The organism is Micromonospora desertarenae (assembly GCF_056150265.1).
Map to the genome: position 1 here is coordinate 46,240 of NZ_JAXCFQ010000011.1, position 14,573 is coordinate 60,812.

Below are 14,573 nucleotides of genomic sequence, written 5' to 3' on the forward strand. Positions count from 1 at the left end.
TCACCTCGCCCGCGTGCCGGCCCCGCTCGCGTCGGCGCGTCCCGGACTGACAACGGTCATCCGCGTGGGCGCGCCCAGTTGGTGAAGCGCTCGGCCAGCACGACCGGTGGCGTGGCCTGGTCCAGTCCGGTGAGCTCCAGGGCCGCCTCGGCCTGGAGCGTGGCCAGGTAGACCAGCAGGGCCGCCCGGTCCGTCCGGTACTCGGCGAGCAGCCGCAGCTTGGCCGCCGAACACGGCCAGGCGATCCCGCACGCCTGGCAGCGCCAGGTCGGCCGGGTGGGCAGGTGGTCCCGGAACCGGCGGCTCACAGGCTCACCACGTGTACGACGCGCACCCGGTCGACCCGGACGAAGGCGAAGCGCGCACGGACGGCGAGCGACCCGTCCTCGCGTACGTCGTGGCCGCGCACCTCCGCCCAGACGTGCCCCTCGAACGGTCCGCGACTGAGGATCTCGGTGACGTGCAGCGTGAGCGGCCCGGTGCCGAAGCGGTAGGAGTCCTCGGGCACCCGGATCGTGCTGCCGACGGTCAGGCTCACCACCGGCCTCCGTCTCCGCGCCAGCGCTGGGCCGGGGTCAGGTTGCCCGGGCGGCCGGGACCGGCGGTCGGGAAGACGGCGGTCGGCTGCGCCCAGGTCGATCGCTCGTTGCGGGTCGACGGGCCGACAGACGGGGGCGGCGTGGGGACGGGCTCACGGCGCCAGAACCTGAATCGCACGGGCTTGCCTCCTCGTGATCTGGTGGGGCCGCCCCGCCTTCGCCGAGGCGGCCCCACTAGCCCGGCCGCCGAGTTCGGGTCATCGCGGCCGGCACCTGACCGCACCCTGCCCCTCCGTGATGGGACCGGTACACAGCGTTCAGGTATGGTCAGTCGATGTTCGGGACGTCCTCATCGGAGGCCGCATGAACCACGGAGTGATAGCGGCGATGGCCGAGGCCGGCGAGACAGCGGAATCTCTCGCTGGTCAGATCGGTGTCGACCCCAAGACCGCGCAGCGATGGGTCAACCCAGGACGCGTGCCCCAGCCTCGGCACCGTTCCCGGGTCGCGGCAATTCTCGGGCGGGACGTAGGGGACCTGTGGCCGGACGTCCTCAAGCGACGTGAGCCGACCTGGCTGCGAGCCTGGGTCGACATTGAACGCGAGGCAGTCGCCCTGCGGGCGTATCAGCTCGCATGGGTGCCCGGTCTTCTCCAAACCGAGGCGTACGCGCGGGCCACTCTGGCGGGAGAGGCACTGACCGTCGACGAGGTGAACGAACTCGTCGACGCGCGACTGGGACGGCAGGCGATCCTGCATCGCCAGCGCCCGCCTCTCCTGGTTGCGGTCATAGACGAGGCCGTCATCCGCCGACCTGCTTACGGTGACCGTGAGCTGATGCGTGAGCAGTGCGCGCATCTAGCCGAGTGCGCCGAACTTCCGTCGGTCCAGGTGCACGTCGTGCCTGCGGAGGTGGGGATGTATCCGGGGCTCGGTGGGCCCTTCACGATCGCGGAGCTGAGCGACGGTGGACGGGTCGCGCACGTCGACAGCCAGGCACAAGCTCAGATAATTGAGCAGCCTTCGGACGTTGCTAGCCTGGATCGACGGTGGGAACGCATCCGGGGAGAAGCCCTGCCCCGAGGGCGGTCCCTGGAGATGCTCAGGGAAGCGGCTCGATCATGGACCTGACCGGTGCGCAGTGGCGCAAGAGCACGAAGAGCGGCAACAACGGCGGCGATTGCGTGGAGGTGGCGGACAATCTGCCCGGCGTCGTCCTGGTCCGCGACACGAAGGACCGCGACGGCGGCACCCTGACCTTCTCGCCCGCAGCCTGGCGCACGTTCGTCGCCCACCTCACCCGGGGCTAGTCACCTCTTCGACACCGCCGAGATCAGCGGCTACGCGTTGCGGGTCACGGTCAACGGCGCCGCGAGCCCCAACCCGAAAAGATCGGGCGAACGTGACCGCTGAACGGAAGCGTCGGCGTCGGGTTCAGCGCCGGGGCCCTGTTCTGTCGGCATGCGCGTCAAGGGCCCGGGCCAGGATTCGGTGTACGTAGTCGGGATCGGAGGGAGCGTTGTCGATCAGGATGGCGGTGCACAGGCCATCGGAGGCGGCAACGAGTGCGGCGATCGCTTCGGGGTCTTCGGTGAGCGTCGCGGCAAGTTCGGCGACGTTCTCGCGCCAGCGACGGGCTACGGGCGCCAGCGCCGGCCTCCGCGCGGCCAGCGTGGACAGTTCGCGTTCGGCCAGGGCGCGTTCCCGGCCGGGGCCAGCGGATTCGGCAATCAGCTCGGCCAGGCCACGGAGCTTGTCACCGGTGCCGTCGATGATCTGGCGGATACGCGCGGTGTAGACATCGGCGACGCTGGACAGCGCCGCGACGAGCAGGTCGTCAAGCGTGGCGAAGTAGTAGGTGCTCAGACTGGTGGCGACGCCGGCCTGCTTGGCGACGGTGCGATGGGTGACGCCGGCGGCGCCGTCACGGGTGACGATGGCGAGGGTCGCATCGATGATCTCAGCGCGGCGCTTGTTGCCTCGGGCCTTGCGCCCATCGACGGAGTCGCTCTCGTCGCTCATGCTCCCCTCCTACAGGTGTCAGGGTAGTCGGCCACCTCCCGCTGCTCCGTTCCAGCTTGCTGTTCCTCACCGAGCGGCTGGACGTTCCGCAGCGCGGTGAGGCAGAGCAGGGCCGCCGCGATGATGGCGACACCGGCCACGGCGGCGGAGGTGTTCACCCCGCTGCTGAACACCTCTCGCGCGGCCTGCACGACCTCGGCTGGCACCTGGTCGGCGACGGACAGTGCCCCGGCGAGACTCTCGGTGAGACGACCCGCGACCGCTGGCGGAACGTCCGCCGGCGGGTCCATCCGGGAGGTGTAGAGGGCGGTGGTCAGGCTGCCGAGGACAGCGACGCCGACGGCGATGCCTAGTTCTTGAACGGTCTCCGACATCGCGGCGGCCGAGCCGGACTTCGACGCGGGCGCGGCGCCGACGACCATGTCGGTGCCCAACGCGGCGATCGCGCCGAGGCCGAGGTAGACGAACGCGAAGCCGGCCACCACCATCCCGGCATCCCCGGTGCCCACGACAGCGAGCAGCGCGTAGCCCGCCACGGAGAGCCCGAGCATGACCGCCATGACGAGGCCGGGCCGCACTCGCCTGGCGATGAGCGGCGCGCCGATCGCCGCGGCGAACATCGCCAGGGCGGGTGGCCCCATCCACAGGCCCGCCGCGAACGGCGTCAGACCTTCGACGAGCTGGAGGTACTGGGTGACCAGGTACATGGTCCCGCCCACCCCGACCAGTCCGATCAGCAGCACCGCCAGGGCCGCGGAGAACGCCCGGCCCGCGAACAGCGTGACGTCCAACAGCGGCGAGGCGAGGCCACGTTGCCGGCGCACGAAGACCACCCCGGCGACCGTCCCGACGACGGCGAGGAGCACCGCGCTGAGGTCGGGACCGTCGACGGCGGAGTGTTTGATCGCGTAGATCACCGGCAGGATCGCGGCCAGCGACAGCGCCACGCTGGTCAGGTCGAGTCGGCCGGCCTGCGGATCGGCGTACTCGGGCAGCAGGATCCGTGCCCCGGCCAGGACCAGGGCGGCGATGGGGACGGCGAGCAGGAAGGCCGCACCCCACCAGAACGTGTCGACCAGTGCGCCACCGACGACGGGTCCGGCGGCCATGCCCAGAGCGAACATCGTGGCCCACACCCCGATCGCGACCGCGCGCTGGCGCACATCGGCGAACATGTTCGAGATCAGGGACAGTGTCGAGGGCATCAGCGTGGCCCCGGCCACCCCCAGCAGCGCCCGGGCGAGGATCAGCAGCTCGGCGTTGGGGGCGAAGGCCGCGAACGCCGAGACGGCCGCGAACGCCGTCATGCCGATGACCAGTAGGCGGCGCCTGCCGATCCGGTCGCCCACGGTTCCCATGGTGATGAGGAACCCCGCGATGAAGAATCCGTAGGCGTCCATGATCCACAGCGTCTGGGGCGCCGAGGGTTCGAGCGCGGTGGCCATGCTCGGCAGCACCAGATACAGCACTGTCACATCCAGGCCCAGCAGCACCGTCGGCAGCGCCAACAGCGCCAGACCCGCCCACTCGCGCCTACCCGCCCGCCGGACTGCTGCCGCCACGACACTGTCGGCTTCCGCCATGACGCCCCCTCAACAATTTGTACTAACGTACAACTTGTACGATAGTACAAGTTGTGCGATCGGCGAACACGTGCGGGAAGGCCGGGCAACCACCGCGGTCAAAGATCGAGCCTGGGCCGGTGGCGCGGCCTCCGCTTGCGGCGGCGCACCACGCCCGCGGCGCCCACCGCCGGCCAGCCGTCCAGCTCCGACGGCGGCACGCCACGGCGGAGCAGGTCGTCCAGGAGGGCCGCGAGGGTGTAGTCGGGGTGCTCGGTCAGCGCCCGCTCCAGCGCGACCGCGGCCAGCGCCCCCTGCCCGGCCCGCCAGGCGGCGAAGGCGAGCAGGCTGGCCGGCGCGGCGGTCAACTCGGGCTCGGCCCGGCGCAGCACGTCGGTCCAGAGGGCGATGTCCGCGTCCCGGCCGTCGGTGCGGTCCCAGGCGTGGTCGCGTATCGGCAGGTGGGTCAGGAGCAGGCTCAGCCAGGCCACCTCGTCGTCGGTGAGCCGCTCGCCGCGGCGCTGCCGGCGCAGGGCCGCGCGCACGGCCGTCACGCCCGCCGCGCGCAGTGACCGGCCGCCGAGCAGGTCCTCGCGGGGCGCCTTGTCGAGCAGGTCGGCCAGTCGCCGCTCGGCCCGGGCGGTGGCCCGGCGCATCGCCACCCGGACCGGACCACCGAGCGGGGAAACCTGCGCCACCAGGGCGGCCCGGTCGGGCAGGGCGACCTGGCCGGCGAGCACCGCGGCGGCCGGCACCGCGCTGGCACCCGGGTCGTACGGGGAGCCGTCGGGCGGGCAGCACTCCGGCTCGGTGCAGACGTACGACCACCACCGCCCGTCGGTGACCCGCAGCGCGTCGAGCACGGCCAGCCCGGCGCCGGTCAGCGCGGCGCGCACCGCGTCGACGGCCGGGGTGACCCGGGTCGGCGGACCGTACCCGATGACGGTGGCCGAGTCGGCCTGCTGGCGGGCGATCACCGCGGCGAGGTGCCGGGCCGGGTCCGCCTCGCCCGCCGGCTCGGGCAGGTCTGCCCGGGCCGCGAAGGTGATCCGCCGGCCGCGCATGGCCACCACGACCACGCTGTCGGCGGGGTGGAAGCCGAGCAGGTAGGGCACGGCGGCGATCAGGTCGGCGGGGGAACGGACGGCGAGCCGGGGCGGGTCGGTCGAGGTCATGCCGGCAGCCTGCGATCCGGCGACCCCGCCCGGCAGCCCCTGTGGACGACACGCCGCTCATCCACAGCTACCGACCGTATTCACCCTGCCCACGCCGATCCACCACCCCTCACCGGCACCGGATCGCCGGAGATCTCGGTGGGAAACGGCCCCCGGCCGGGCCGGGAGGTTCCAAGATTCAGGGGAAGGTGGCCCGGCGGCGGGGGTGGGGAGGGGCTACCTTGCCGTCATGGACCTGGCGTACCTGCGGGCGCACCCGTCCCACCTGCCGACCTTCCTGACCCACCAGCGGATCCGGGAGACGCCGGTGGCCGGCGGGGACATCTGTGCCGCCTCCCGGTTGACCCTGGACGACGGTCACTCGATCTTCGCCAAGACCTGGCCGGAGCGGGCCGGGCGGCCGGTGCCGGAGGACTTCTTCGCCACCGAGGCGGCCGGCCTGCGCTGGCTGCGCGCGGCCGGCACGGTGGCCGTACCGGAGGTGCTGGTGGCGCTGCCCGAGCTGCTGGCGCTGGAGTGGGTCGAGCCGGGCGAGCCGACCGCCGAGGCGGCCGAGCGGTTCGGCCGGGAGCTGGCCGGGCTGCACCGGGCCGGCGCGCCGGCCTTCGGGGCCGACTGGCCCGGGTTCATCGGCGCGCTCCCGGCGGACAACACGCCCGACCCCGGCCCCTGGTCGAGCTGGTTCGCCCGCGCCCGGCTGGTGCCGTACCTGCGCCGCTCGGTGGACGGCGGCGCGCTGGGCGACACCGAGGTCGCCCTGGTGGAGGAGGTGGTCGACCGGATCGGCGAGTTCGGCGGCGACGAACCGCCGGCCCGTGTCCACGGCGACCTGTGGCCGGGCAACGTGCTCTGGGGCGCCGACGACCGGGCCTGGCTGGTCGACCCGGCGGCGCACGGCGGGCACCGGGAGACCGACCTGGCCCAGCTGACCCTCTTCGGCGGCGCGCCGCACCTCGACCGGATCCTCGCCGCGTACGACGAGGCGTGGCCGCTGGCCGACGGCTGGCGGGACCGGGTGCCGCTGCACCAGCTCCACCTGCTGCTGGTGCACACCGCCCTGTTCGGCGCCGCGTACCGCGATGCGGTCGGCCGGGCCGCCCGGGCCGCCCTCGGCGGGCTGACACGCGCTACCGTCGACAGGTGACTGCCGCCCAGCCGACCGACGGCCCCCTCGTCGACCGGTACGGCCGCGTCGCCCGGGACCTCCGGGTCTCGCTGACCGACAAGTGCAACCTGCGCTGCACGTACTGCATGCCGGCCGAAGGGCTGCCCTGGCTCGCCGGGCCGCAACTGCTCACCGACGCGGAGATCGTCCGGCTGGTCCGGGTCGCCGTGCGTGACCTCGGCGTCACCGAGGTGCGCTTCACCGGCGGCGAGCCGCTGATCCGGCCCGGGCTGGTGGGCATCGTCACCGAGGTGGCGGCGCTCGAACCGCGTCCCCGGATCTCGCTGACCACCAACGGCATCGGGCTGGCCCGGCTCGCCCCCACGCTGCGCGCCGCCGGGCTCGACCGGGTGAACGTCTCGCTGGACACGCTCGACGCCGGCCGGTTCACCCGGCTGACCCGGCGCGACCGGCTCGCCGACGTCCTGGCCGGCCTGGCCGGCGCCACCGCCGCGGGGCTCACCCCGGTCAAGGTCAACACGGTGCTGATGCGGGACGTGAACGACGACGAGGCGCCGGCGCTGCTCCGCTTCGCCCTCGACCACGGCTACGAGCTGCGGTTCATCGAGCAGATGCCGCTGGACGCGCAGCACGGCTGGGACCGGGCCGCCATGGTCACCGCCGAGGAGATCCTCGCCGCCCTGCGTACCACCTTCGACCTGCGGCCCGACCCGGCCGAGCGCGGCGCGGCGCCGGCCGAGACCTGGCTGGTCGACGGCGGCCCGGCCCGGGTGGGCGTGATCGCCAGCGTCACCCGGCCGTTCTGCGGCGACTGCGACCGCACCCGGCTCACCGCCGACGGCCAGGTACGGGCGTGCCTGTTCGCCACCGAGGAGTCCGACCTGCGCGGGGCGCTGCGGGCCGGGGCGGACGACGCCGAGATCGCCCGGCGGTGGCGTACCGCGATGTGGGGCAAGCGGGCCGGCCACGGCATCGACGACCCGACGTTCCTGCAACCCGCCCGGCCGATGTCGGCCATCGGAGGCTGACCGTGACCGATCCGACCCGGCCCACCGCCGGGCTGCCCCCGCTGACCGTGCGCTACTTCGCCGGAGCGCGCGCCGCCGCCGGCCGCACCGAGGAGACCGTGCCGGCCGGGCGCACCCTCGACGACCTCGTCACCGAGCTGACCGAGCGGCACGGTGACCGGCTCGCCGCCGTGCTGCGGGTGGCGAGTTTCCTGGTGGACGGGGTGACCTGCCACGATCGTCAGGCCCCGTTGCCGGCCGGGACCACGATCGACGTACTGCCCCCCTTCGCGGGCGGCTGAAGGAGGCGCACATGCTCGCAGTGCTGGGTTTCGTGGGGACCCTGGCGCTGGTCACCGGCCTGATCCACCTCTACCTGTGGAAGCGGCTGGTCCGGGACACGACGCTGCCGGGGCGCTGGCGGCGGGCCGGCGGGATCACCGCGCTCGTGCTGGCGCTGCTGGTGCCGGCCACCATGGTCGGCACCCAGGCCGGGCTGTACTGGCTGGCATGGCCCGGCTACCTCTGGCTCGCGATCATGTTCTACCTGCTGGTCCTGCTCGTCGCACTGGAAGTGCCGATGCTGGTGACCAAGCTGGTGCTGCGCCGCCGGGTGGTCGCGGCCGAGCCGACCGCCGCCGCGCCCGAGCCGGCGCTGGTCGGCGCGGCCGGTCCGGCCGATCCGCCGGCCGCCGGCGCCGTCGGCCAGCCCGACCACGACCCGTCCCGGCGGCTGCTGCTGGCCCGGGGGGCGGCGATCTTCGCCGGGCTCACCGCCACCGGTCTCACCGGGTACGGCATCCGCACCGCGCTCGGCCCACCGCAGCTGGACCGGGTGCAGATCCCGCTGGCCAAGCTGCCCCGGAGCATGGACGGCCTGCGCATCGCCACCGTCTCCGACATCCACCTCGGGCCGCTGCGCGGCCGGGCGCACACCGAGCGGATCGTGGCCGCCATCAACCGCCTGGACGCCGACCTGGTGGCGGTCGTCGGCGACCTGGTCGACGGCTCGGTGGCCGAGCTGGGCGAGGCCGCCGCGCCGCTGCGGGACCTGCGGTCCCGGCACGGCAGCTTCTTCGTCACCGGCAACCACGAGTACTACTCCGGCGTCGAGGAGTGGGTGCGCGAGCTGGACCGGCTGGGGCTGCGGGTGCTGCAGAACGAGCGGCGGGAGATCCAGGCCCGCGGCGGCGTACTCGACCTGGCCGGGGTCAACGACGTCACCGCCGCCGGCACGGGGCTGGCCGCGCCGGCCGACTACACCGCGGCGCTCGGCGACCGGGACCCGTCCCGCCCGGTGGTCCTCCTCGCCCACCAGCCGGTCGCCGCGGTGGAGGCGGCGAAGTTCGGCGTCGACCTGCAACTGTCCGGGCACACCCACGGCGGCCAGATCGTCCCGTTCAACCTGCTGGTCAAGCTCCAGCAGCCGGTGGTCTCCGGCCTCGGCGAGGTCGACGGCACCAAGGTGTACGTCACCAACGGCGCCGGCTTCTGGGGCCCGCCGGTCCGGGTCGGCGCCGAGCCGCAGATCACCCTCGTCGAGCTGCGCTCGGCATAGCGCACCTCACGCCCGAGCGTGGCGACGCGCGGGGGCGCGCCGGGTCGTGGCAGGATGCGGCGTGCCTCCGTTCAGCGCCGCACCCCCCGGTGGCCTCCCGCCATTCGTCGCGGACCTGCACATCCACTCGAAGTACTCGCGCGCGTGCAGCCGTGACCTCACCCTGCCGAACCTCGGCTGGTGGGCCCGGCGCAAGGGCATCGGCCTGCTCGGCACCGGCGACTTCACCCACCCCGCGTGGTACGACCACCTGCGCGAGACACTGCACCCGGCGGAGCCCGGCCTCTACCGGCTCAGCCCGGAGGCGGAGCGGGACATCGCCCGGCGGCTGCCACCCCGGCTGGCCAGCGCGGCCGAGGCCGACCCGGTGCGGTTCACGCTCAGCGTGGAGATCTCCACGATCTACAAGCGGGACGAACGCACCCGCAAGGTGCACCACCTGATCTACCTGCCCGACCTGGACGCGGTGGCGCGGTTCAACACCGCGCTCGGCCGGATCGGCAACCTCGGCTCCGACGGCCGGCCGATCCTCGGCCTGGACTCCCGCGACCTGCTGGAGATCACCCTGGAGGCCAGCCCCGACGGCTACCTGGTGCCCGCGCACATCTGGACGCCCTGGTTCTCCGCGCTGGGCTCCAAGTCCGGCTTCGACGCGATCGCCGACTGCTACGCCGACCTGGCCGAGCACATCTTCGCGGTGGAGACCGGGCTCTCCTCCGACCCGGAGATGAACTGGCGGGTCGGCAGCCTGGACGCGTACCGGCTGGTGTCCAACTCGGACGCCCACTCGCCGCCGGCGCTGGCCCGGGAGGCGACCGTGTTCGCCACCGCCCGCGACTACTTCGCCGTCCGGGACGCGCTGCGCACCGGCGACGGGCTCGCCGGCACCATCGAGTTCTTCCCCGAGGAGGGGAAGTACCACGCCGACGGGCACCGGCTCTGCGGGGTGAACTGGTCCCCCGAGCAGACCCGCGCCGCCGGCGGCCGCTGCCCCGAGTGCGGCAAGCCGCTCACCGTCGGCGTGCTCAGCCGGGTCGAGGAGCTGGCCGACCGGCCGGCCGGGCACCGCCCCGAGCACGCCCGCGAGGTGACCCACCTGGTGCCGCTCGCCGAGATCCTCGGCGAGATCAACAAGGTGGGCGCCCGGTCCAAGAAGGTCGAGGGGAAGCTCAACGACCTGCTCGCCGCGCTCGGCCCGGAGCTGGAGATCCTCACCCGCACCCCGCTGGACGAGATCGGGCGGGTCGGCGGTGAGCTGCTCGCCGAGGGGATCGGCCGGCTGCGCCGGGGCGAGGTGCGCCGGGTCCCCGGCTACGACGGCGAGTACGGCGTGATCACCCTCTTCGACCCAGCAGAACTGGGCGGGCCGGTGCCGGGGACGCAGGCGGAGACGCTGTTCGACGTACCCGTGCCGGCGCAGCGCAGGCCCGCGGAGCCGGCGGCCCGACCCCGGGCCAAGCGCCCGGCGGCGGCCAAGGCCGAGCCGAAGCGGAAGGCCAGCCCACCCCCGCCGCCACCGATCGCCCCGCCGCCCTCCCCGCACGAGCCGTTCGAGCCGATGCTCGCCGGCATGGAGGAGGTCGGCACCGGCCTGCTGGACCGGCTCGACGCGATGCAGCGGGTGGCCGCCTCCGCGCCGGGCGGGCCGCTGCTCATCGTCGCCGGCCCGGGCACCGGCAAGACCCGGACGCTGACCCACCGGATCGCGTACCTCTGCGCGGAGCTGAACGTCTTCCCGGAGCACTGCCTGGCGATCACCTTCACCCGGCGGGCCGCCGAGGAGCTGCGGCACCGCCTCGACGGGCTGCTCGGCCCGGTCGCCGAGGACGTCACCGTCGGCACCTTCCACTCCCTCGGACTGACCATCCTGCGGGAGCACGCCGAGGCGGCCGGACTACCGGTCGACTTCCGGATCGCCGACGACGCCGACCGGGCGGCGGCCCGCGCCGAGGCCGGCGACGACCAGGGCGGGTACACCGCGCTGCTGCGCAAGCAGGGCCTGGTCGACCTGGACGAACTGCTCACCCTGCCGGTCGCGCTGCTGCGCGAGGACCGGGCGCTGGTGGAGCGCTACCGGGACCGCTGGCGGTGGATCTTCGTCGACGAGTACCAGGACGTCGACGCGGTGCAGTACGAGCTGCTGCGGCTGCTCAGCCCGGCCGACGGCAACCTCTGCGCGATCGGCGACCCGGACCAGGCGATCTACTCGTTCCGCGGCGCCGACGTCGGCTACTTCCTGCGCTTCTCCCGGGACTTCACCGACGCCCGGCTGGTGCGCCTGAACCGCAACTACCGCTCGTCGGCGCCGATCCTGGCCGCCGCGGTGCAGGCCATCGCGCCGTCGTCGCTGGTGCGCGGCCGCCGGCTGGACCCGGCCCGGCTCGACCCGGAGGCCCCGCTGGTCGGCCGCTACCCGGCGGCATCCGTCGCCGACGAGGCCGACTTCGTGGTCCGCACCGTCGACGAGCTGGTCGGCGGGCTCTCCCACCGGTCGCTGGACTCCGGCCGGATCGACGGCCGCTCGACGTCGCTCTCCTTCTCCGACATCGCGGTGCTCTACCGCACCGACGCGCAGGCCGCGCCGATCGTGGACGCCCTGGCCCGGGCCAACATCCCGGTGCAGAAGCGCTCGCACGACCGGCTGCGGGACCGCCCCGGGGTGGCCGCCATCGCCCGCGAGCTGCGGCACGCCGGCGGGCTGGACGGCTCGCTGGCGGCCCGGGTCCGGCTGGCCGGCCAGGTGCTCGCCGAGCGCTTCGCCGTGCCGACGCTGGACGGCGCGGGCGCGGTCCGCCCGGAGGACGTCCGGTCGGCGGTCGACCTGCTCACCCCGCTCGCCCGGCGCTGCGGGGACGACCTGCCGATGTTCCTGTCCCAGCTGGCCACCGGCGCCGAGGTGGACGCGCTCGACCCGCGGGCCGAGGCGGTCACCCTGCTCACCCTGCACGCGGCCAAGGGGCTGGAGTTCCCGGTGGTCTTCCTGGTCGGGTGCGAGGACGGGCTGCTGCCGCTGCGCTGGCCCGGCGCCGCGCCCGACGACGACGCGGTGGCCGAGGAGCGGCGCCTCTTCTTCGTCGGCCTCACCCGCGCCCAGGACCGGCTCTACGTCAGCCACGCCGCACGCCGCAGCCGGCACGGCTCGGAACGCGAGTGCCGCCCGTCGCCGTTCCTCGACGCCATCGACCCGGGCCTGTTCGAACGCTTCGGCGAGACCGAGCCGCGCCGCCCGAAGGACCGCCAGCTCCGGCTGATCTGATCCGTGCCGCCGGGCCGTCGGCCGCGCTACCGGCTGCTCCCGAGCGGGCGCGCCGGGCGGTTACCGGCGCGCCGGATCCGGGGTCGCCGGCTCGGCCGGCCGGCGCGGGCGTTCGGTGCTCACCACCAGGGCCACGCCGGCCACGATGACCGCGCCGCCGAGCAGCACCTGCGCGGTGATCGGCTCCGCGGCGAGCAGCGCGCCGAGCGCCACCGCGACCGCCGGGTTCACGTAGGCGTACGTGGAGACCAGCGAGATCGGCGCGTGGTGCAGCAGCCAGACGTACGCGGTGAAGGCGACCAGCGAGCCGGCCACCATCAGGTAGCCGAGGGCCAGCCAGGACCGGGTGGTCACCGCGCCCGGGTCGAAGCCGCGCAGCTCGCCCCGGCCCACGGCGAGGACGGCGAGCACCGCCGCCCCGGCGAACATCTCGTAGACGGTGGCGACGAACGGGTCGGCGGGCATCCGGATCCGGCCGGACAGGAACGAGCCGACCGACCAGGAGGCCGCCCCGGCCACCACTGTCAGCGCGCCGGCGAGCGGTACCGCGTCCGCCCCACCGCTGGGCAGCACCAGCAGCACCAACCCGACGAAGCCCAGGCTCACCCCGGCCAGCGTCCAGAGCCGGGGGCGGTCACCGGTGGCCGAGCGGAGCAGCACCACCAGCAGCGGCACGGTGGCGACCAGCAGCGCGGCGATGCCGGACGGCAACGCCACCCCCGGCGGCCCGGACTCGGCCAGCACGACCAGCCCGTTGCCGCCGGCGAGCAGGAGCACGCCGACCACCGCGGCGGAGGCGAGCTGGCGCCGGTCCACCCGCAGCGCCCCCGGTCCGCGGCGCAGCCGCAGCACGACGGCGAGCACCAGGCCGGCCACCGCGAACCGGGCGGCCGCCGAGGCGAGCGGCGGCATGGACTCCACGGCGATCCGGATGCCGAGATAGGTGGAGCCCCACAGCACGTAGACCAGCAGCAGCGCCGTCCAGATCAGGGCGGGCGCGGCGCCGGCGCGGTCACCGGCGGCGACGCCGGGACCCGGCCGGGTGACCGGGCCGGCGGACGGGGACGCACTTGGCGGAGATGAGCTCATTGGTGGTCCACGCTACGGTGGCCTGGGCGTCGGCGTCCCTCGTTGGTGGCCGGCCTCTCACCAGTTGGTTCCAGGAGGGCGGCATGGCGAACTACGGACCACCGGGCGGCGGTTCCCCGGAGCCGTGGCGCGGGCGGGGGCCCGACGAGTCGTACGAGCCGGACCGCCGGGGCGGGTGGGACGGGCCCGAGGGCCCCTACCAGCAGCGCCGGCCGGCGCCGGGGCAGTACGGCGGCGACCCCTACCGCCCCACCGAGCCGTCCTACGACCCCGGGTACGGGTCGGGGCCGTACCGGTCCACCGAGCCCGGTCACCCCGCCGATCCCCGCTACGCCCCGGAACCGGCGTACCGACCGGAGCCGGGGTACGGCGCGCCGGGGCAGGGCCCGTACCGGCCGGCGGAGCAGCCGTACGCCGGCTACCCGGACGTCGGCGCGCCGACCGCCCCGTACGCCGGGGAGCCGGCCCCGCCCCCGGGGCGCCCACGCTCCCGTGGCCCGTTGCTAGCGGTGCTGGCGGCCGTGCTGGTCCTCGTGCTCGGTGGTGGCGCCGCGGTGCTCTACCTGCTCGGCCAGGACGACGACGACCCGCCGCCGGCGGCCGCCACCGGGGCGTCCGCCCCGGCCACCACCGACGGCGCGGAGCCGTCCGCCGCGGGCCCGGCGCCCAGCGCGCCGGCCCCGGAGGCGTCCGCCGATCCCCGGTTCGTCAAGGCCGGCCAGTGCGTCCGCAACGAGGGGGCGCCCGGTGGCAAGCCCAAGCTGCTGATCAGCGACTGCGGTCCGAAGACGTACGAGGTGCTGCGCCGCTTCGACGGCGCGACCAGCGGCGAGCGGGACGCCGAGGCCAAGTGCGCCAAGGTCGCCGGCTACACCAACTGGTACTTCTTCGACAGCGAGCTGGACACCCTCGACTTCGTGCTCTGCCTGAAGCAGCGCTGACCCACCGCACCCCTGGGGGAGAGATGACCACCTACGGACCACCCGGCCAGCCGGAGGACCCGTCGCAGCGGCCGCCGGCCGGGCCGGAGGGCCCGCCGCCCGTCGACCCGACGCTGCCCCAGTGGGGCCAGCCACCGGGCGGCGGACAGGACCAGCCCACCCTGCCCCAGTGGGGCCAGCCGCCGGCGGCCCAGGAACCGCCCACCCAGCCCCAGTGGAGCCAGCCACCCGCGGCCCAGGAACCGCCCACCCAGCCCCAGTGGAGCCAGCCACCCGCGGCCCAGGAACCGCCCACCCA

General features: G+C 74.5%; 13 protein-coding genes and 2 pseudogenes. 9 read left to right on the forward strand and 6 right to left on the reverse strand.

Annotated elements, in window-relative coordinates:
* Nucleotides 1-56: 56 nt before the first annotated feature.
* On the reverse strand, nt 57-308 hold the full coding sequence (locus SM577_RS22000; RefSeq protein ID WP_302922535.1) for a flavin reductase: 252 nt from the start codon (nt 306-308) through the stop codon (nt 57-59).
* A complete protein-coding gene (locus SM577_RS22005; RefSeq protein ID WP_474587857.1) occupies nt 305-538 on the reverse strand; it encodes a hypothetical protein in 234 nt (77 codons plus the stop codon). Before SM577_RS22005 ends, SM577_RS22000 begins: the two co-directional genes overlap by 4 nt.
* Before the next feature lie 364 nt (nt 539-902).
* Here SM577_RS22005 and SM577_RS22010 point away from each other — a divergent pair, with 364 nt between their 5' ends.
* A complete protein-coding gene (locus tag SM577_RS22010) occupies nt 903-1,670 on the forward strand; it encodes a DUF5753 domain-containing protein (protein WP_474587858.1) in 768 nt (255 codons plus the stop codon).
* Nucleotides 1,661-1,849: a DUF397 domain-containing protein gene (locus tag SM577_RS22015; RefSeq protein WP_302922532.1), complete on the forward strand. Its 189-nt coding sequence runs from the start codon at nt 1,661-1,663 to the stop codon at nt 1,847-1,849. The genes SM577_RS22010 and SM577_RS22015 overlap by 10 nt, the downstream gene beginning before the upstream one ends.
* Before the next feature lie 124 nt (nt 1,850-1,973).
* On the opposite strand, the gene SM577_RS22020 is transcribed toward SM577_RS22015, so the two are convergent.
* The 3 genes from SM577_RS22020 to SM577_RS22030 form a co-directional block, all read right to left on the reverse strand.
* Nucleotides 1,974-2,561 carry a TetR/AcrR family transcriptional regulator gene (locus SM577_RS22020; protein WP_474587859.1) on the reverse strand — a complete coding sequence of 196 codons (588 nt, stop codon included), beginning with the start codon at nt 2,559-2,561 and terminating at the stop codon, nt 1,974-1,976.
* Nucleotides 2,558-4,144 (reverse strand): MFS transporter, encoded by a 1,587-nt coding sequence (locus SM577_RS22025; RefSeq protein ID WP_474587860.1) that lies wholly within the window; start codon nt 4,142-4,144, stop codon nt 2,558-2,560. The genes SM577_RS22020 and SM577_RS22025 overlap by 4 nt, the downstream gene beginning before the upstream one ends.
* A gap of 98 nt (nt 4,145-4,242) precedes the next feature.
* Entirely contained in the window at nt 4,243-5,298 is a 1,056-nt protein-coding gene (locus tag SM577_RS22030) for a DUF4192 domain-containing protein (RefSeq protein WP_302922529.1), read from the reverse strand.
* Between the two features lie 229 nt (nt 5,299-5,527).
* Here SM577_RS22030 and SM577_RS22035 point away from each other — a divergent pair, with 229 nt between their 5' ends.
* From SM577_RS22035 to SM577_RS22055, 5 genes are all read left to right on the forward strand, one after another.
* Nucleotides 5,528-6,442, forward strand: coding sequence for a fructosamine kinase family protein (locus SM577_RS22035; protein ID WP_474587861.1), 915 nt, complete (start codon nt 5,528-5,530; stop codon nt 6,440-6,442).
* Nucleotides 6,439-7,452: a GTP 3',8-cyclase MoaA gene (gene moaA / locus SM577_RS22040; protein ID WP_474587862.1), complete on the forward strand. Its 1,014-nt coding sequence runs from the start codon at nt 6,439-6,441 to the stop codon at nt 7,450-7,452. The genes SM577_RS22035 and moaA overlap by 4 nt, the downstream gene beginning before the upstream one ends.
* Entirely contained in the window at nt 7,449-7,733 is a 285-nt protein-coding gene (locus tag SM577_RS22045) for a MoaD/ThiS family protein (protein ID WP_474587941.1), read from the forward strand. The genes moaA and SM577_RS22045 overlap by 4 nt, the downstream gene beginning before the upstream one ends.
* Before the next feature lie 11 nt (nt 7,734-7,744).
* Nucleotides 7,745-8,989: a metallophosphoesterase gene (locus SM577_RS22050; RefSeq protein WP_302922525.1), complete on the forward strand. Its 1,245-nt coding sequence runs from the start codon at nt 7,745-7,747 to the stop codon at nt 8,987-8,989.
* Between the two features lie 61 nt (nt 8,990-9,050).
* Nucleotides 9,051-12,245: a UvrD-helicase domain-containing protein gene (locus SM577_RS22055; protein ID WP_474587863.1), complete on the forward strand. Its 3,195-nt coding sequence runs from the start codon at nt 9,051-9,053 to the stop codon at nt 12,243-12,245.
* 60 nt (nt 12,246-12,305) lie between these two features.
* Here SM577_RS22055 and SM577_RS22060 read toward each other — a convergent pair whose 3' ends face one another.
* Nucleotides 12,306-13,334 (reverse strand): EamA family transporter, encoded by a 1,029-nt coding sequence (locus tag SM577_RS22060; protein WP_302922523.1) that lies wholly within the window; start codon nt 13,332-13,334, stop codon nt 12,306-12,308.
* Nucleotides 13,335-13,993: 659 nt separating this feature from the next.
* Between SM577_RS22060 and SM577_RS22065 the strand changes: the two are divergent.
* Together SM577_RS22065 and SM577_RS22070 are read left to right on the forward strand one after the other, a co-directional pair.
* Nucleotides 13,994-14,275 (forward strand): annotated as a pseudogene (locus tag SM577_RS22065) (LppU/SCO3897 family protein); the annotation flags it as partial.
* A gap of 23 nt (nt 14,276-14,298) precedes the next feature.
* Nucleotides 14,299-14,573, forward strand: a pseudogene (locus SM577_RS22070) (hypothetical protein); the annotation flags it as partial.